The organism is [Clostridium] celerecrescens 18A (genome assembly GCF_002797975.1).
In the GTDB taxonomy this organism is placed as follows: domain Bacteria; phylum Bacillota; class Clostridia; order Lachnospirales; family Lachnospiraceae; genus Lacrimispora; species Lacrimispora celerecrescens.
The window spans coordinates 2,208,539-2,225,427 of sequence record NZ_PGET01000001.1 but is presented as its reverse complement, the minus strand read 5'-3'; the positions used below and the strand labels follow the sequence as shown (position 1 = coordinate 2,225,427).

The 16,889-nt window shown below is 43.1% G+C and carries 17 protein-coding genes; 16 read left to right on the top strand and 1 reads right to left on the bottom strand.

The annotated features are described in order from the left end of the window. Positions 1-525 precede the first annotated feature (525 nt). From H171_RS10320 to H171_RS24140, 3 genes are all read left to right on the top strand, one after another. Positions 526-1,293 carry a LytR/AlgR family response regulator transcription factor gene (locus tag H171_RS10320; RefSeq protein ID WP_100305063.1) on the top strand — a complete coding sequence of 256 codons (768 nt, stop codon included), beginning with the start codon at positions 526-528 and terminating at the stop codon, positions 1,291-1,293. After that, the gene (locus H171_RS10315; protein WP_100305062.1) at positions 1,290-2,618 is read left to right on the top strand and encodes a sensor histidine kinase; all 1,329 of its coding nucleotides are present in this window, start codon (positions 1,290-1,292) and stop codon (positions 2,616-2,618) included. Before H171_RS10320 ends, H171_RS10315 begins: the two co-directional genes overlap by 4 nt. Before the next feature lie 478 nt (positions 2,619-3,096). After that, positions 3,097-3,252 (top strand): hypothetical protein, encoded by a 156-nt coding sequence (locus H171_RS24140; RefSeq protein ID WP_157803142.1) that lies wholly within the window; start codon positions 3,097-3,099, stop codon positions 3,250-3,252. Between the two features lie 409 nt (positions 3,253-3,661). Here H171_RS24140 and H171_RS10310 read toward each other — a convergent pair whose 3' ends face one another. Then, on the bottom strand, positions 3,662-4,561 hold the full coding sequence (locus H171_RS10310) for an oxidoreductase (RefSeq protein WP_242977085.1): 900 nt from the start codon (positions 4,559-4,561) through the stop codon (positions 3,662-3,664). Here H171_RS10310 and H171_RS24585 point away from each other — a divergent pair. From H171_RS24585 to H171_RS10245, 13 genes are all read left to right on the top strand, one after another. Next, positions 4,451-4,894, top strand: coding sequence for a TetR-like C-terminal domain-containing protein (locus H171_RS24585; protein ID WP_242976932.1), 444 nt, complete (start codon positions 4,451-4,453; stop codon positions 4,892-4,894). The genes H171_RS10310 and H171_RS24585 overlap by 111 nt on opposite strands. A gap of 122 nt (positions 4,895-5,016) precedes the next feature. After that, on the top strand, positions 5,017-5,568 hold the full coding sequence (locus tag H171_RS10300) for a DEAD/DEAH box helicase family protein (protein ID WP_100305060.1): 552 nt from the start codon (positions 5,017-5,019) through the stop codon (positions 5,566-5,568). Positions 5,569-5,906: 338 nt separating this feature from the next. Continuing rightward, positions 5,907-6,116, top strand: coding sequence for a hypothetical protein (locus H171_RS24135; RefSeq protein WP_157803141.1), 210 nt, complete (start codon positions 5,907-5,909; stop codon positions 6,114-6,116). A 131-nt stretch (positions 6,117-6,247) separates the two neighbouring features. Continuing rightward, entirely contained in the window at positions 6,248-6,871 is a 624-nt protein-coding gene (locus H171_RS10290; RefSeq protein WP_100305058.1) for a hypothetical protein, read from the top strand. Between the two features lie 192 nt (positions 6,872-7,063). Beyond that, the gene (locus tag H171_RS10285; protein ID WP_100305057.1) at positions 7,064-7,567 is read left to right on the top strand and encodes a MarR family winged helix-turn-helix transcriptional regulator; all 504 of its coding nucleotides are present in this window, start codon (positions 7,064-7,066) and stop codon (positions 7,565-7,567) included. Positions 7,568-7,571: 4 nt separating this feature from the next. Then, positions 7,572-9,311 (top strand): ABC transporter ATP-binding protein, encoded by a 1,740-nt coding sequence (locus H171_RS10280; protein ID WP_100305056.1) that lies wholly within the window; start codon positions 7,572-7,574, stop codon positions 9,309-9,311. Next, positions 9,311-11,182 carry an ABC transporter ATP-binding protein gene (locus tag H171_RS10275; RefSeq protein ID WP_100305055.1) on the top strand — a complete coding sequence of 624 codons (1,872 nt, stop codon included), beginning with the start codon at positions 9,311-9,313 and terminating at the stop codon, positions 11,180-11,182. Before H171_RS10280 ends, H171_RS10275 begins: the two co-directional genes overlap by 1 nt. Before the next feature lie 520 nt (positions 11,183-11,702). Further along, positions 11,703-13,025, top strand: a complete 1,323-nt coding sequence (gene rsxC, locus H171_RS10270; protein WP_100305054.1) for an electron transport complex subunit RsxC — start codon at positions 11,703-11,705, stop codon at positions 13,023-13,025. An 11-nt stretch (positions 13,026-13,036) separates the two neighbouring features. Beyond that, positions 13,037-13,960, top strand: coding sequence for an RnfABCDGE type electron transport complex subunit D (locus H171_RS10265; protein ID WP_100305053.1), 924 nt, complete (start codon positions 13,037-13,039; stop codon positions 13,958-13,960). Between the two features lies 1 nt (position 13,961). Beyond that, positions 13,962-14,573: an RnfABCDGE type electron transport complex subunit G gene (locus tag H171_RS10260; RefSeq protein ID WP_100305052.1), complete on the top strand. Its 612-nt coding sequence runs from the start codon at positions 13,962-13,964 to the stop codon at positions 14,571-14,573. 11 nt (positions 14,574-14,584) lie between these two features. Continuing rightward, entirely contained in the window at positions 14,585-15,379 is a 795-nt protein-coding gene (gene rsxE / locus H171_RS10255; protein ID WP_100305051.1) for an electron transport complex subunit RsxE, read from the top strand. A gap of 12 nt (positions 15,380-15,391) precedes the next feature. Further along, positions 15,392-15,970 carry an electron transport complex subunit RsxA gene (gene rsxA, locus H171_RS10250; RefSeq protein WP_100305050.1) on the top strand — a complete coding sequence of 193 codons (579 nt, stop codon included), beginning with the start codon at positions 15,392-15,394 and terminating at the stop codon, positions 15,968-15,970. Positions 15,971-15,985: 15 nt separating this feature from the next. Beyond that, entirely contained in the window at positions 15,986-16,774 is a 789-nt protein-coding gene (locus H171_RS10245) for an RnfABCDGE type electron transport complex subunit B (protein ID WP_100305049.1), read from the top strand. The last annotated feature ends 115 nt before the right edge of the window (positions 16,775-16,889 follow it).

The following is a 16,889-nucleotide window of genomic DNA, read 5'->3' as shown; positions in this document are numbered from 1 at the left end:
GGCAGGAAGAATAATCATTAGTTTTATCAGAATGGTTTTTAGTGGCATTTACTGCGTATTTAGTCGCGGTTTTATCATCTACATCTACACCGAGTTTTAATTTATAGTGTTCCTTTACCTGAGCAATTAATTTAGGTAATTGTTCACTCTTCAATTTCGATGTATCAATCATAGTTTGAAGAATGAATGAAATTTTAACAGTTATGTAACACCCCTTTCATATTTTTTGACATTATCAATTACAAAACGGGATGCTCGGATTGCAATTGAGCCTAATAATAAATACTATAGAGGCGATATTTTAATTCGGTACATAAAAGTGTCAATTGCGTACATTATAAAGGACAAATACTGGTTCCCATTATATCATGAAATATACTATTCATTTTTTGATATTGATAATTGGAAGCCGGGTTGAATATAGGTACGAGTGGGTTTTGGCATATTTAAGTGTAATCACTTATTTATCCAGAACTCCTTTTTTTGGTAAGAAATTATGTCATAGAAGGAGGCGTTGGTAAACATATGCTAAAGATTGCGCTGTGTGACGATAATCCGCATTCCAATAAGAAATATGCGGAGTTTATTTCTCAGATTGCTAAAAAAAATAAAATTGAGATTGTGATTTCCTGTTTTGACAGTGGAGAGTCTTTGCTATTTCGCTATGCCGATACACCTGAACAGATCGATATTATCTACATGGATATTCTGATGGACAAAACAGATGGAATGGAAACAGCTCTCAAGCTTCGGGACAGAGGTTGTGAAGCCCAGATCGTATTTTTAACCAGCAGCGAAGATTATGTTTATGATGCATTTGATGTAAATGCAGTGCAGTATCTCATTAAAGATGATACCAATATTGACAAATTTGAACTTGTTTTTCTTAAAGCTGTAAAATTAGCTTCTATGAGGGAGGAAGAACTGTTTACTTTTGAATTTGATGGCGAGACCGGCGTGATTCCGATACGTCAAATATCTTATTTTGAAATTTGGCAAAGACTTGTTACTGTGCATTACTGTGATGGAAAAACAGCAAAATTCTATGGCTCGATGGAGCAATTGGAAGAAAGGCTTCGTAGAAAAGACTTTGTGCGGTCACACCGGTCTTTCCTTGTTCACTTACCCTATATCGCCATGTTTCGGCATCAGAGCCTACTTTTAAGAACCGGTGAGGATGTCCCGGTGGGCGTGACTTATATGCAAAACTTTAAAAGGACTTTTTCGGATTATATTGCGCGCTTTCATATTTATGGTTCACGAAATGTTAAAGAGAAGGAGGGAGAAAAATGATTTATTTTTTTGCCATGGCAATGGTTTTGCTGTATTATTTGGTGTTTATCATTTACTACCAATCTCTTTTTCCTGTAAAGGGACTTAGGATCCCACAAATTTTGTTGACATTGATTCTTGTAGTTGCATCCTATGTGTGTTTAAATACCTTGGATCTGCTTTTTCTCAATTTCCCTGCGGTCATGGCAATCATGATTGTAGGACTTCGTTTTTCAGTCGGAATGAAATGGAGACAGGCAGTTTATGGTGGCTGCACCTGTACTATAACAGCATATTGCTTTCGTGGAATCTTTGCTGTAATCAGCGCATTCTTCTACAGAGGGTGTGATTTTTTATACAATGCCAATGCTTATTATATCGTTACTCTTTTTGCGCTTCCTGCTTCACTTCTGTTCCTCGGTGTACTTCGCAGAGCGATCCTACCAGATGACAAGCTTAAGCAATTTCTGAATAACGACAGTCAGCTTAAGCTGATTATTGTGTATGAGCTGGCGGCTGTAATCAATTTAGTTGTTATTAATGCGGGGCGTTATTTATCCCCGAACGTCGACTGGTACATGGGAATCGCATTGGGAGCCTGTACATTGACTCTTTTTATGCTTATCTACGCAATCCATCAATCCATACGGAGTACCGAGCTTTTGGAATATCAGTGGAGAGCAAAAGAACTGGAGGATCAATACGACCGGCAACTGCAGCATTATAAATCATATCAGAAATATACGCAAAGTTTCCGGGCGTTCAGGCACGACTATAAATTCATGATGAGCTCGCTTGAATCATTGATTCGGGCATATGACAACGAGAAAGCCCTTCAGCTTCTTAACGAGATCTACGATGATATGCAAAAGAAGGTTAAGATTCATAAAAAGTATTCTGATAACGTTACTCTAGATGCGATACTCCATGACTTGGCCAATATATGTGAGGAAAAAGAAATTCGCTTCTCCTTTCATGTTTTTGTTCCAAGGAATACAGGGCTGACTCTCTTAGATGCGATTCGCATTTTTTCCAATATCGCAAACAATGCTGTGGAAGCTTGCGAAAAGCTCCCCGTGCCGGAACGTTTCATTGAAATTGACAGTGTGAGCGAGCAGCAATGGGTTACTCTGGAAGTAATCAATTCATATGATGGCCAGACTATTGTACAAAACGGAAAGTTTATAACAACTAAATCAGACAAATATAGCCATGGATTTGGACTGGATATCGTGCGGGAGATTGCCGAAAATATGGGCGGATTTGTGATTTATGATGCAAATACCGAAACCAAAACTTTTTTGACTCGTGTCCATATTCCTCGTTTATTCATTAGGCCCTCTTAGGTCTCTGTCGACGGTGTAAATATAGACAACATCTACACCTATGACGGAAAGCAGATAAATAACGGAACACAGCAGGTCAACTGCCGCTAAAAAATGTAAAAGAGGTCTGCAAAATGGAATCAGAAGATATACAGAAAAATAGGGGCGAAAACCTATGATCTTCACCCCTGGAGTACACAATACAATCATGATGGATAAGTACTACAGAACTTCATATCAGGAATTAGGGAGAAGAAGTAAAAATGAGGTGTTCTTTCCTTTATTGGAGTGCTAAAAAGTTTTCCCTACGTTTGATAATCTGTTCAGTATTAATATATGTATTTTACATAAAAAGTGTGAACAAGCTTTATATAACCTTCCGGCCTGACAGTGAGAACCAAGATAACTGCTGTACAAATGGATTACATTTACTTTCGCTGGGTATGCTAAGTGTAAATATTAATAGAGGATATTCAGTAGCTTAAGAAAGGAAGATAGGATGGTTATAAAAATTATAAAAACAGCAACAACATTGGTTAAAGTTTCTGTACTGTATGTTGTTGCTATGGCAGTATTCATGACACTAGGATTTACCATATCGAGGCCAGTATTTGACTCTAAAAGTGATGTATGCGGTAACGATGATTGGTTATAAAGGTGAAGTTTTAGTATTCCAAGTAATCCGCCGGATCTGATTGATAACTTATCAAATTCGGCAGATCTACATAGGAGATTAAACTTGTGGGGAGAAAAGCCCAAGTAACGAAAAGGCAGGTTACTCAGGCTTATACACGAGATGGGTCACAATTATAATTCCCATAAATATTAGGAATATTCGGAAAATTAGTATTAATAAGGAGATATGAACAATGGATACTGAGTATATAAAATGACTTGAAAAGAGGGTCGGCATCTGCCTTGATGTTCCCGGAGAATCGGATCCGGATTATAAGATCATTGCAATTCGTCCATACAGGCACCTATTTATGGACCTGGAGAAACAACAGCAGAGTTCTTAAAGTCAACCTACATTTGGGAAAATGATAAAAACTACAGCAATTTTATCAGTATGTTGTTTTATGCAAAAAGAGTTTTCTTCCGGGGCATTTATCGGCATGAACCCGCCACATACAGGTTTTGCAGTATAAGCAGGTACCTACATCCCGCCCTGACTTAGCATCGTTGGCCCAGTTCGGATTTACCAGAGTTCCTCTCCCGATATCGACCATATCTACACCGGTTTTTTGCAGAATTTCCTCAGCCTGTTCCCCGGATGCGATTCCTCCGACGGCGAAAACAGGAATGGAAACTCTTTTTCTGATTTCCTGTGCTGCGTAAATGCGGTCACTAAAGGGATAATTTTCAGGCTTTTCAGGATAGGATCTCTGCTCAAACCCATAGGAAATATCCAGAAAATCAACACCGTTTTCTTCGAGTTCTACTGCTTGAGCAATGCTGTCTGCAAGTGTAGGCTCAAATGCCCCAAGACGTACCCCGATCACAAATGATTCCGGTACCCGACGACGAATTTCGCGAATGACCTCAAGTGCAAACAGGGAGGGTTGTTTGCCGTAGACATCGGTTCGCCTGTTGACGAGAGTATTATAAAACTGAGAAATTAAGTAGTTATGACAAGCATGAATTTCCACCCCGTCGTATCTGGCCTTTACTGCACGCTCTGCCGCAGAAACAAAAGAGTGCTGAATATGGTGCAATTCTTCAATGGTCAACGCACGGGCCTGTTTTTCCTTACCCTTGACGGTACAGGTGATATCGCTTGGACAAACAGTATCCTCCATGAAACCAAAGACCCCCGCGTGATGGAGCTGTACAAAAATAGGAGTGTGATACTGATGAACCGCATCGGTAATTCTTTTAAGCCCCTCAATGTGTCCATCTTCCCAAATTCCAAGCTGGGAGTCTGTAAGCCGGCCGGTCCGTTCAACGCAGGTACCTTCCTGAATAATAAGGCCTGCTCCGCCCAGCTTGGCAATTTAAGCGATTTTTTGGAAACAGAGGGGCGTGTAATCACTGAACTCATTGCACAGGGACAATTTGATCAAGATGTGGCCAATGCCTATCGGACACGGTATTTCGCGCCGCGTCGTCTGGCTGCACGGGAAATTTTACAGCGTGGACTGGACAGAGGAGAACTAAAAAAAGAGATGGATATAGAACTGAGCATTGATTTTATTTTCACCCCGCTATTTTACCGAATGCTGGTAACGGGTGATGAAATAGACTCTGATTTTATTAAAAATGTAGTTGTTTGTATCCTTGAAGGCATCAAGGTATAATAGCTTCACTGTCGGCATTTGGCACTTGTTAACCCCAAAGCGCTAATTTGGTGGATTGATAGTTGGTAAACAGGATGGTATTCTATTTATAAAGTTGCTTATATTATGGGGGTAGTGATCTTATGAAAGTTGTATTTATTATTGGAAATGCATCTGTTGGAAAAATGACAGTTGGACAGGAATTGATGAAAATCTCAGACTTACGTTTGTTCCATAATCATATGACAATTGAGCCTGTAATTGAGATTTTTGGTTCTTACAATGGAAGAATAACTTCTCGTTTAAGAGATGTGGTTTTTGAAGAATTTGCAGCATCTAATAATTATGGACTTATTTTTACTTATATGTGGACGTTTGACCAGAAGTCCGATTGGGATTATATTGAACATGTCAAGGATATATTCAGGCCATTCAAAACTGAATTTTACTATGTTGAACTAGTCGCTTCAAGAGAAGTACGTTTGGAAAGAAATACGACCGAAAACAGATTGCACAACAAGGCATCGAAACGGGATATTGGTATTTCTAATCAAAGATTGATAGATGCTGATGGAAAATACCGTTTAGTAAGTAATGACGGGGAAATACCATTTGATAATTATATTAAGATTGATAATACACATATTTCACCTGACATTGTTGCTCAGAAAATAAAAACCCTCTTTCAATTGTAGTCCGAAGCTTCAAAGCTGAATTTTGACAGAAGCGGTAAAGGAGGCTGAATGTTTGGGAATTACCCCTGTTGTGGGTAATGTTCTATCTTCCGTAATATTTACAATGCGCGGGAAAAGAGTTAAGTCAGTGTTTTTTGGTCCAGAATACCTTGAAAACGGCAGATTTCACACCTTGTCTATGTGTCCCATATAATATAGTACAATTAAAAAAAGAGAGGTGTTATATATGTGCTGCTTTTTCGGAGGATGCAGAAATAACTGCAGATTCGGCTGTGGATGCTGCAGATGCTGCAGATGTCGTAATTTCCGCGATCGCGATTGTGAAGATGAACGCGAGCGTGACGAATGTGAAGAAGAAAGAAGAAGAGCATTCTGTGCTGGTTTCAGAGCAGGCTGTAATGATCCACGGTGCCACTGCTGCCGGCGTGATCGTGACCGTGATCGTGACCGCGATCGTGACTGTGATCGTGACCGCAATTTTGGCCGTGATTTTCAAGAAGATTTTTTCGAATAGAGATAATAGAAGCGGGGGCCTGCTTATAAATTGAGGCCTCCGCTTTTACATAAATATCCGCCTGCAGGATTATCTTCATCGGTCAGGTAATGTTACAGACACAATTTCCGGGAATGGTGCATATACTGAAAGATATGATAAAAATGTCAAAGGAAATTTGGTACAATGCGTGGGGAGAAAATGTGGCGGAACCGACTGGCCGTTGAAAAGCAGTATGATCATGGGGTTATCAGACCTCAGATAAAAGGAATGTCCTGTTACATCAGGGCTGCGGTGTGTGAACCTAAAATTACAAGACAGGTCAGAGCAATGGCAGGGCGGACTGGAATGGATATGGCAGGTGTAGAAAACCGCATAAAATCCAGGGATTCTTATTTGGAAAAGCTTCAAAGGAAATACGACCCTGGCTGCCAGAGATACGAGGTTAAGGACATATTGAGATATACCTATACAGCTCCTGCAGAAGAGCTTGCGGAGAAGGTTTTAATAGCCATGGAGCTTTATTGGGAAGCTGGCTTTCATACGGTTGAAATTAAAAATTACTGGCTTGACAGGCAGAGTCCTTATAAGGGGATCAACACCACCTTATATTCGCCTAATGGCCAGATTTTTGAAATACAGTATCATACACCGGAAAGCTTTTCTATAAAAAATGGGGAAATGCATAAATTATACGAAAGGCAAAGGCCGATCAAGGACATGAGCAGCAAGGAGTACTTAGAGCTGAGGGATCAGATGATTCAGCTGTCCAATGCCATGGAGATACCCAGGGGAATAGAACGGGTGTAAAATCTTACAGGCAGAGTGGATATAAAAGTTTTTTGGACATGGAATGGAAGTTTAATAATAGGTTATGCTATTAAGAAAATTCATAAAATTTTCAAAATTTTCCGGGTTGCAAACCGGAAAAAATGGTGATATACTACTACATAGTTAATTAGCTAATTATTAGGAAGCTAACAGAAAGGGGAATATTTGCAAATGAAACCAATGTGCCCATTCCGGGATAAGGGACTTAAGGGAGATTTTTCACCGGCCCACGGCGTGATGGTAAGATATATGAGGATTATGAAGCTGCACCGGTATATTCTGGATGAACGCCTGAAGGAGACAGGGGTATACCGCAGCCAGCATCAGATTCTTATGATGCTGGCTGACCATTCCAATGTATCCCAGAAGGAGATTGCAGAACGCCTTTATGTATCCACTGCCACCATAGCGGTATCGGTAAAGAAGCTGGAAAAAGGTGGGTACATCACCAGGGTGGTGGATCAGGAGGATAACCGGATGAATAAGCTTTGTCTGACGGAGAAGGGAAAACACACGGTAAAGCATAGCCGGGAATTTTTTCATAATGTAGAAGAACGGATGTTTCGTGATTTTTCAGCGGATGAAATGGCTGCTATAGGGCAATACCTGGATCGTGTATATAATAATTTATCTCATCTCCCTTTAGAAAAGGATACGACAGAAAGAGAGGATTAATAACTTGAAACGATATTGGAAATATATCAGGCCTTATCTGGGAGCTTTTATACTGGCGCCCCTCTTAATGTTAACGGAAGTGTTTGGTGAGATCATGCTTCCCAGGCTGACGTCCCTGATCATTAACAACGGAATTGCCGAAAGAGATGTAGAATACATTTTAAAAATGGGAGGCAGAATGGTTGCCATCGCCGTTGTCATGGCGGCGGGAGGTATCGGAGCATCCTATTTTTCCTCCAAAGCATCTATTTGCTTCAGCACAGACCTGAGAAAGGATGTGTTTCATAAAGTCCAGCAGTTTTCCTTTAAGAATATTGATGATTTCAGCACAGGGTCATTGGTTACCAGGTTGACCAATGATATCCAGCAGATTCAAAATGTGGTCATGATGAGCCTGCGTCTGCTTTTTAGGGCCCCGGGCCTGCTGATCGGCGGCCTTATTATGGCCTATCTCATGAACCGCCAGCTGATGGTAATACTTCTGGTGGTGATTCCTTTGCTGGTCTTTGGTATCTTTTTGATTTTAAAGGCGGCATTTCCGCGCTTTGAGGTAATGCAAAAGAAGATCGACCGCTTAAACTCCGGTGTGCAGGAAGCCTTGACCAATGTGCGTGTCATTAAGTCCTTTGTCAGGGAAGATTTTGAGGAAAAGAAATTTCAGGCCACTAACCGGGATTTAAAGGAAGGCAGCCTTGATGCCATGAAGATTGTTATAACCAGTATGCCGGTGATGATGCTTGCCATGAACGTCACGACCCTTGCTGTGGTCTGGTATGGGGGCAATCTCATTATAGCAGGTAAGATGCCCGTAGGTGATTTAACGGCGTTTACCACCTACATCGTACAGATCCTCATGTCCCTGATGCTGTTATCCATGGTGTTTTTGCAGGCTTCCAGGGCCATGGCTTCCTTAAGGCGTGTCAGAGAGGTTCTGGATACAGAGATCGATTTGACAGATGAACATGCTTCTGAACTATCAGCCCAGGTTACAAGCGGTAAGGTGGAATTTCGTGATGTTTCCTTCCAGTATGTAAAGGGAATGGATGAAATGGTTTTAAAACACATTAATTTTACTGCAGAGCCTGGAGAAACCATTGGAATCATTGGCTCTACAGGAAGCGGAAAGACATCACTCGTACAGATGATCCCCCGCCTTTACGATGCGGATGAAGGACAAGTTCTGGTGGATGGCATTGATGTAAGGGATTATTCCATCAGGAACCTTCGGGAAGGTGTCGGAATGGTTTTACAGAAAAATGTCCTTTTTTCAGGAACCATTGAAGAAAATCTCCGCTGGGGTGATGAGAATGCCTCCATGGAAGAAATCATCCTAATGGCGGAAAGTGCTCAGGCTGATGGCTTTGTTACTAATTTTAAGGATGGATATAGCACGGATCTGGGCCAGGGAGGTTCCAATGTATCTGGAGGCCAGAAACAAAGACTTTGCATTGCCAGGGCTCTTTTAAAGAAGCCGAAAATACTGATTCTGGATGACAGCACCTCTGCTGTGGACACAGCAACCGAAGCCCGTATCCGCCAGTGCTTCCAGACGACCCTGAAAGACACTACCAAATTCATCATTGCCCAGCGGATCGGATCCGTGGAAAGCTCGGATAAGATCATCGTGCTTGATGACGGACAGATCGTAGGTATGGGATCCCATGAACAGCTGCTAAAGTCCTGCGAGGCTTATCAGGAAATTTACTATTCCCAGAGAGATTTGGATAAGGAGGAAGGTGCATAATGGATGAGCAAAAGAAAATAAACAGCTTAAAAAGGCGTTATAGCCGGTCTTCCCAGCCAGTCAAAAGTCATGGACCCATGGGTGGGAATGGAGGCGGCCGGCAGATCAAGGGCCGCCTCCCGAAAAACGCCAAAGAAACCATCCGGCGCCTTATGTCTTATTTAAATGAATATAAGTTTTACATGGGAGCGGCGTTTGTCTGCGTCATTATTGGTACGCTTGCGACGTTAGCCGGTTCTTATATGCTAAGACCCATTATAAATCAATATATCGCACCTCCCGGAGGCGGGCTGGGAAGTGTGTCAGGCCTTGCAAAAGGTCTTGCGGCTATGGCTGCCGTTTTTCTCATCGGTGTTATTGCTAACTATGCTCAATCCAGAATTATGCTGACGGTTGCGCAAAATGCCCTCCAAAAGATCAGGGATGATTTATTCAGCAAAATTCAGACCCTGCCGGTACGGTTTTATGACACCAATAACACCGGTGATCTGATGAGCCGGTTCAGCAATGATGTGGATACCATCGGTCAGATGCTAAGCAGCACCCTGGTCCAGCTTTTTACCGGAGTCTTAAGCATTATAGGTACCCTGGTGCTTATGATATATACAAATATCTGGTTGACTCTGGTGACCATAATCATGATTCCTGTTATGATGAGGGTGGGCGGCTTTGTGGCGTCAAGAAGCCAGAAGTTTTTTTCCGCTCAGCAAAGCTCTCTTGGTGCTGTAAATGGATATATTGAAGAAATTATCAGCGGCCAGAAGGTAGTAAAGGTGTTCTGTCATGAAGACGTTGCAGAAGAAGAATTCGAAATCCTCAATGATGATCTAAGGAACAACATGATCCACGCACAGTTTTATGGCAGCGTGATGATGCCGGTCATGGGAAATTTAAGCCAGTTGAACTATATTCTGACTGCATGCATCGGAGGACTTCTCTGTGTGCTCCGAGGCTTTGATGTGGGCGGTCTGACCGTATTCTTAAGCTTTTCCAGGCAGTTCGGCCGTCCGATCAATGAGATGTCCATGCAGGTAACCAATGTATTCTCCGCTCTTGCAGGAGCAGAACGAGTATTTGCCGTTATGGATGAGGAGCCGGAGCCTGCAGATGACGAAGATGCGGCTGAGCTTGATCCGATGAACGGATATGTGGAATTAAACCATGTGACCTTTGGCTATGACCCAGGCAAAGTGATTTTAAAGGATTTAAGCCTTTATGCAAAACCCGGGCAGAAGATCGCCTTTGTGGGTTCTACCGGAGCAGGAAAAACCACGATCACAAATCTTCTGAACCGTTTCTACGATATTCAGAGCGGTGAAATTACCATCGACGGAGTGGATATCCGTCACATCAAACGGGAAAACCTGCGCCATAATATTGCTATGGTCCTTCAGGATACCCATTTGTTTACAGGAACCGTTATGGAAAACATCCGTTACGGAAGGCTTGAGGCAACGGATGAAGAGGTGATCCAGGCGGCAAAGACGGCCTCCGCTTATTCCTTTATCATGAGACTGCCTGCTGGCTTTGATACGCTTTTAGAAGGTGATGGGGCCAACTTAAGCCAGGGGCAGAGACAGCTTTTAAACATTGCAAGGGCTGCGATTTCAAAGGCACCGGTTCTGATTCTTGATGAAGCGACCAGCTCCGTGGATACCAGAACGGAAAAGCATATTGAACGGGGGATGGACCGTCTCATGGCGAACCGGACTACGTTTGTGATTGCCCACCGCCTTTCTACGGTACGCAATGCCAATGCCATTATGGTCTTGGAAAACGGTGAGATCATTGAGCGAGGAGATCACGAGGATTTACTGAAACAAAAAGGCAGATATTATCAGCTTTATACCGGGGCAGTGGAACTGGATTAGACAAAGCCCCCGGACTGCATATCCTAAGGGGAGCATTGGAAGAAACGGCAGTCACGGAGACATTCGTGATTTCGTTATCACAATGCTCCTCTTTATTTATTAAAATTTCTAATAAATAAGGCGAGAGAACCATAATAATACTTCATAGAAAAAGTAGAAGAGCCTATCCATATTATAAATATTTAGCAAAATTTTAACGAACTATCGTGTATAAAATTGAAAACACTGTCAAAAAAAGGCTGTTTATCAGGAATTACAAAAAGATAGTCGAAATAAATGTATTTTTATGAAAACATACCAGAAATTTTTCTGTTAAAATTGTTATTTATTTAACATAAAAATGGGGTCTGAGACCCTGTTTCATTCGTGATAAGTAAGGAGAATTGTATATAAAACACAGTATACAATATGTATTTATGCATTGTTTCGGTTACTAAATTATGTTATACTGTTTCAGGTGGCAAAATGCTGAAATTTTGCTAGGAGAGATAAAGAATTGTAGAGAAAGAGGGTTAGTTAAATGGGTCTGGCTACATTTAAAGGCGGCATTCATCCTTATGAAGGAAAAGAATTGTCGGAAAATAAACCTGTACAAGTGCTGCAGCCAAAAGGCGAGATGGTGTTCCCCTTATCCCAGCATATCGGTGCGCCGGCGAAACCTTTGGTAGCGGCTGGTGATCAGGTGCTGGTTGGACAGAAAATCGGGGAGCCGGGTGGCTTTATTTCTGCATGCGTGATCAGCTCTGTTTCAGGAACGGTAAAAACCATTGAACCAAGAATGGTTGCAAACGGCTCTATGGTTCCGTCCGTTATCATTGAAAACGACGGAAAGTATCAGACGGTGGAAGGATATGGCAAAGAGCGTGATCCAAAGACCTTATCAAAGGAAGAGATCAGGAATCTTGTAAAAGAAGCAGGAGTTGTAGGTCTTGGCGGCGCCGGATTTCCAACTCATGTGAAGCTGACGCCAAAGGATGAATCAAAGATCGATACAATCATTGTCAACGGTGCGGAATGCGAGCCGTACTTAACTTCTGATTACCGGATGATGTTGGAAGAGCCGGAGAGCATCATAAAAGGGCTAAACATAATCCTTCAGCTGTTTGACAATGCAAAGGGCGTGATCGGCATTGAGAGCAACAAACCGGAAGCGATCAAGCTCATGACAGAGCTTGTAAAGGATGAACCGAGAATCACTGTCTGTCCTTTACAGACTAAATATCCCCAGGGCGGCGAGCGTACTTTGATCTATGCCGTAACAGGAAGAAAGATTAATTCCACCATGCTTCCGGCAGATGCAGGCTGTATGGTAGATAATGTGGATACGGTGATTTCAATTTATAATGCGGTTGCAAAGGGCATTCCTTTGATCCGCCGTATCATTACGGTGACCGGTGATGCCATAGCAAATCCACAGAACTATAATGTCCGGACCGGAACCAGCTACACCGAGCTGATAGAAGCTTCCGGCGGCTTTAAGACGGAACCGGAAAAGGTGATTTCCGGAGGTCCTATGATGGGGCAGGCTTTGTTTAATTTTAATATTCCTGTCACAAAGACTTCCTCTGCCCTTACCTGTCTGACAAAAGACGAGGTGGCAGTTAATGCACCTAGTGCCTGCATCCGATGCGGAAGATGCGTTAAGGTATGTCCGGGCAATATTGTTCCGCAGATGATCATGGATGCGGCGGAACGGTCTGACCTGGAACGGTTTGTAAAATTAAACGGCATGGAATGCTGCGAATGCGGCTGCTGTGCATATATTTGCCCGGCCAGAAGACCTCTTACCCAGGCATTTAAAGAAATGCGCAAAGAAGTTGCGGCAAGCAGAAAGAAAGCGTAGGAGGAGGAAGCATGAGTAAATTGTTAAACGTATCATCATCACCTCATGTCAGGGATCAGGTTACAACACAGAATATTATGCTGGATGTTGCCATTGCCATGATTCCTGCGTCTGCGTATGGTGTATATCAGTTCGGGGTGAAAGCAGCGCTGATTTTACTGATCAGTGTATTGTCCTGTGTTCTTAGTGAATATGTATTTGAATCCCTTATGGGAAAACCCATTACCGTGAGCGATGGAAGTGCTCTGGTGACCGGAATGATCCTGGGCCTTAATATGCCTCCGGCCATTCCTTTATGGATTCCGTTTCTGGGCGGTGTATTTGCCATTATCGTGGTAAAGCAGCTCTACGGCGGCCTGGGCCAAAACTTTATGAATCCGGCCCTGGCGGCAAGATGTTTCCTGCTTATTTCTTTTGCAGGCAAGATGACTGACTTTACATATCGTGACGCAGTTTCAGGGGCTACTCCCCTTGCTGCATTAAAGGCGGGAGAAGCAGTTGATATAACCTCCATGTTTATCGGGAAAATTTCAGGAACCATTGGTGAGGTATCTGTGATTGCACTGCTCCTTGGCGCAGCTTACCTTTTGTTCAGAAAAGTGATTTCCATAAAGATACCGGCAGCGTATCTGATCACTTTTGCAGCATTTGTATTTATTTTCGGCCAGCATGATCTCATGTTCGTGCTGACTCATTTATGCGGCGGCGGTCTTATCTTCGGTGCATTCTTCATGGCTACCGATTATGTGACAAGCCCCATCACTCCAAAGGGACAGATCCTTTTCGGCGTTCTTTTAGGCGTGCTGACCGGATTATTCCGTCTTTTCGGCGGTTCTGCGGAAGGCGTTTCCTATGCCATCATCATCGGCAACATCCTGGTGCCTCTGATTGAGAAGATCTCTATTCCGGTAGCATTTGGAAAGGAGGGAAAGTAAGATGAAAAACGGTGGATACATGAAGGACGCACTGATTTTATTTGTGATCACTCTGATTTCCGGCTTTTTGCTGGGCGGTGCTTATCAGATTACAAAGGATCCCATTGAGAAGGCAACTGAGGCGGCCAATCTGGCGGCATATAAGAAGGTATTTCCGGAAGCGGCTGATTTTATAACGGATGAAAAGATGGAAGCGGCTATAGAAACCTGCAACACAGAACTGCTTTCCCAAAATTTTGGAAAAGTCGGCGTGGACAATGCTTTTAAAGCAGTAGATGGAAGCGGGAGTGTCCAGGGTTATGTGATTACCTCTCATTCCGATGACAGCTATAGCGGAGTTGTTCAGATTTCCGTTGGTCTCAAAGAAGATGGATCCATTAACGGCATTGAATTTCTGGCGATCAGTGATACCCCGGGCCTTGGCTTAAAGGCAAAGGAGCCGGTATTTAAGGGTCAGTATGCAGGAAAAAACCAGGAATCCCTTACCGTTACTAAATCCGGCAATGCCGGTGATGGAGAGATCAATGCCATCAGCGGAGCTACTATTACATCAAGCGCAGTAACCAATGCAGTCAATGCCGCATTGTATTACGTGCACAATATTGACCGTTAGGAGGTGGGAAGATGAACAAGAAATGTATGGAACGTTTATTTAACGGTATTGTAAAAGAGAACCCAACCTTCATCCTGATGCTTGGCATGTGCCCGACTCTGGCTGTTACCACGTCAGCAGTGAACGGTGTGGGCATGGGGCTTTCCACGACCGTGGTACTGCTATTTTCCAATATGCTTATTTCTGCCCTTCGTAATATCATTCCGGACCGGGTGAGAATTCCGGCCTATATCGTTGTCGTTGCGACTCTGGTTACGATTGTGCAGCTTCTTTTACAGGCCTATGTACCAAGCCTTTATTCTGCGCTTGGAATTTACATTCCTCTTATCGTTGTAAACTGTATTATTTTAGGCCGTGCAGAATCCTATGCTTCCAAGAATGGTGTCATGGAATCTACCTTTGATGGAATCGGTATGGGACTTGGTTTTACCATCGCTCTTACCTGCATCGGACTTGTCCGTGAGCTGTTAGGTTCCGGAGCTATATTTGGATATACCTTTATTCCTGAGGATTTTCATATTTCCATTTTCGTCCTCGCTCCGGGTGCGTTCTTTGTACTGTCTATTTTAACGGCCCTTCAGAATAAGTTTAAAGCACCTTCCGCAACCAACGGTTCTGTTCCCCCTTCTAAGTTAGCTTGCGGCGGTAACTGCGCTTCCTGTAGCGGCTCCTCTTGCCTGTCTAATCATGAAGCCCTTCAGGCTAAAAAGAAGAAGATGGAAGAGGAGGTACTTGCGGCAAAGAAAGAACAGGCAGCCAAAAAAGAAGCGGAAGCCAAAAACGCAGCTTCCAGAAAAGATGAATAGGAGGATGGATAGATGAAAGAATTATTATTGATTGCCATTGGCTCCGCATTGGTCAACAACGTAGTGCTCAGCCAGTTCCTTGGCCTATGTCCATTCCTTGGTGTTTCCAAAAATGTGAAGACCTCTGCCGGTATGGGCGCAGCCGTTATTTTCGTAATTTCCATTGCAGCATTTGCAACCAGTGTCATTTATAAGGGGATATTAGTTGGGCTTCATCTGGAATTCTTGCAGACCATTGTGTTTATCCTGGTTATAGCAGCTCTGGTGCAGTTTGTAGAAATGTTTTTGAAGAAATCCATGCCCGCTCTTTATGAGGCGCTGGGTGTGTATCTTCCTTTGATCACAACCAACTGTGCGGTTCTGGGTGTAGCCCTGACCAACGTGCAGAAGGGATATAACATTCTGGAAAGTGTTATCAACGGTGTCGGTATTTCCGTAGGCTTTACCATTGCCATTGTTATGCTGGCAGGTGTCCGCGAGAGAATCGAAAACAATGATGTTCCCTATTCCTTTAAGGGTTCTCCTATTGTCCTGATTACCTCCGGCCTGATGGCAATCGCATTTTTCGGATTTTCCGGATTAATAAAATAAGGAGGAGACGAAAGAATGGTAACAGGTATTATATTTGCGGCAGCCGTTGTGGGCATCATCGGAATTTTGATCGGTGTGTTCCTGGGAATTGCCAGCGAAAAGTTTAAAGTAGAGGTTGATGAAAAAGAGATTCTTGTCCGAAACGAGCTTCCGGGTAACAACTGCGGCGGCTGCGGATATGCAGGCTGTGATGCTCTGGCTAAGGCCATTGTACTAGGCCAGGCAGATGTTTCTGCCTGTCCGGTAGGCGGTGCGGCAGTAGCCGAAAAGATCGGCGAAATCATGGGAGTTACGGCCGGTTCTACGGATAAGAAGGTTGCATTTGTAAAATGTAAAGGAACCTGCGATAAGACAAAGGTTCAGTACAATTATTACGGAATTGACGACTGCCGGATGGCATCGGTGGTTCCTGGCTCAGGTGACAAGGCTTGCGTCTATGGGTGTATGGGATACGGCTCTTGCGTAAAGGCATGTGAATTTGATGCCATCCATGTGGTTGACGGAATCGCAGTAGTGGATAAGGAGAAGTGCGTTGCCTGCGGTAAATGTGTTTCTGCCTGTCCTAACAATCTGATTGACCTGGTTCCATACAAGTCAAAGCATCTGGTTCAGTGCAATTCCCATGACAGAGGTAAAGATGTAAAGGCTAAATGTGAAGTTGGCTGTATTGGTTGTATGATATGTACAAAGCAGTGTGAATTTGATGCCATTCACATGGATAACAATGTTGCAATCATCGATTATGAGAAATGCACCAATTGCGGTAAATGTGCTGCAAAATGTCCTGTGAAGGTGATTCAGTAATATAAAAAAAGGAGTTCGGTCTATTTGGAAGGATCGAACTCCTTTTGCTTTTTTTACTCCTCAGACAGGTTCCCTGTAAAAATATTCATCGTAGCTTCCTGCGGAACCAGTCCCT

Coding starts and splice junctions, on each gene's coding strand:
- H171_RS10320 (WP_100305063.1), top strand. CDS start 526: ATGCTAAAGATTGCGCTGTGTGACGATAATCCGCATTCCAATAAGAAA.
- H171_RS10315 (WP_100305062.1), top strand. CDS start 1,290: ATGATTTATTTTTTTGCCATGGCAATGGTTTTGCTGTATTATTTGGTG.
- H171_RS24140 (WP_157803142.1), top strand. CDS start 3,097: ATGGTTATAAAAATTATAAAAACAGCAACAACATTGGTTAAAGTTTCT.
- H171_RS24585 (WP_242976932.1), top strand. CDS start 4,451: ATGAACCGCATCGGTAATTCTTTTAAGCCCCTCAATGTGTCCATCTTC.
- H171_RS10300 (WP_100305060.1), top strand. CDS start 5,017: ATGAAAGTTGTATTTATTATTGGAAATGCATCTGTTGGAAAAATGACA.
- H171_RS10290 (WP_100305058.1), top strand. CDS start 6,248: ATGCGTGGGGAGAAAATGTGGCGGAACCGACTGGCCGTTGAAAAGCAG.
- H171_RS10285 (WP_100305057.1), top strand. CDS start 7,064: ATGAAACCAATGTGCCCATTCCGGGATAAGGGACTTAAGGGAGATTTT.
- H171_RS10275 (WP_100305055.1), top strand. CDS start 9,311: ATGGATGAGCAAAAGAAAATAAACAGCTTAAAAAGGCGTTATAGCCGG.
- rsxC (WP_100305054.1), top strand. CDS start 11,703: ATGGGTCTGGCTACATTTAAAGGCGGCATTCATCCTTATGAAGGAAAA.
- H171_RS10265 (WP_100305053.1), top strand. CDS start 13,037: ATGAGTAAATTGTTAAACGTATCATCATCACCTCATGTCAGGGATCAG.
- H171_RS10260 (WP_100305052.1), top strand. CDS start 13,962: ATGAAAAACGGTGGATACATGAAGGACGCACTGATTTTATTTGTGATC.
- rsxE (WP_100305051.1), top strand. CDS start 14,585: ATGAACAAGAAATGTATGGAACGTTTATTTAACGGTATTGTAAAAGAG.
- rsxA (WP_100305050.1), top strand. CDS start 15,392: ATGAAAGAATTATTATTGATTGCCATTGGCTCCGCATTGGTCAACAAC.
- H171_RS10245 (WP_100305049.1), top strand. CDS start 15,986: ATGGTAACAGGTATTATATTTGCGGCAGCCGTTGTGGGCATCATCGGA.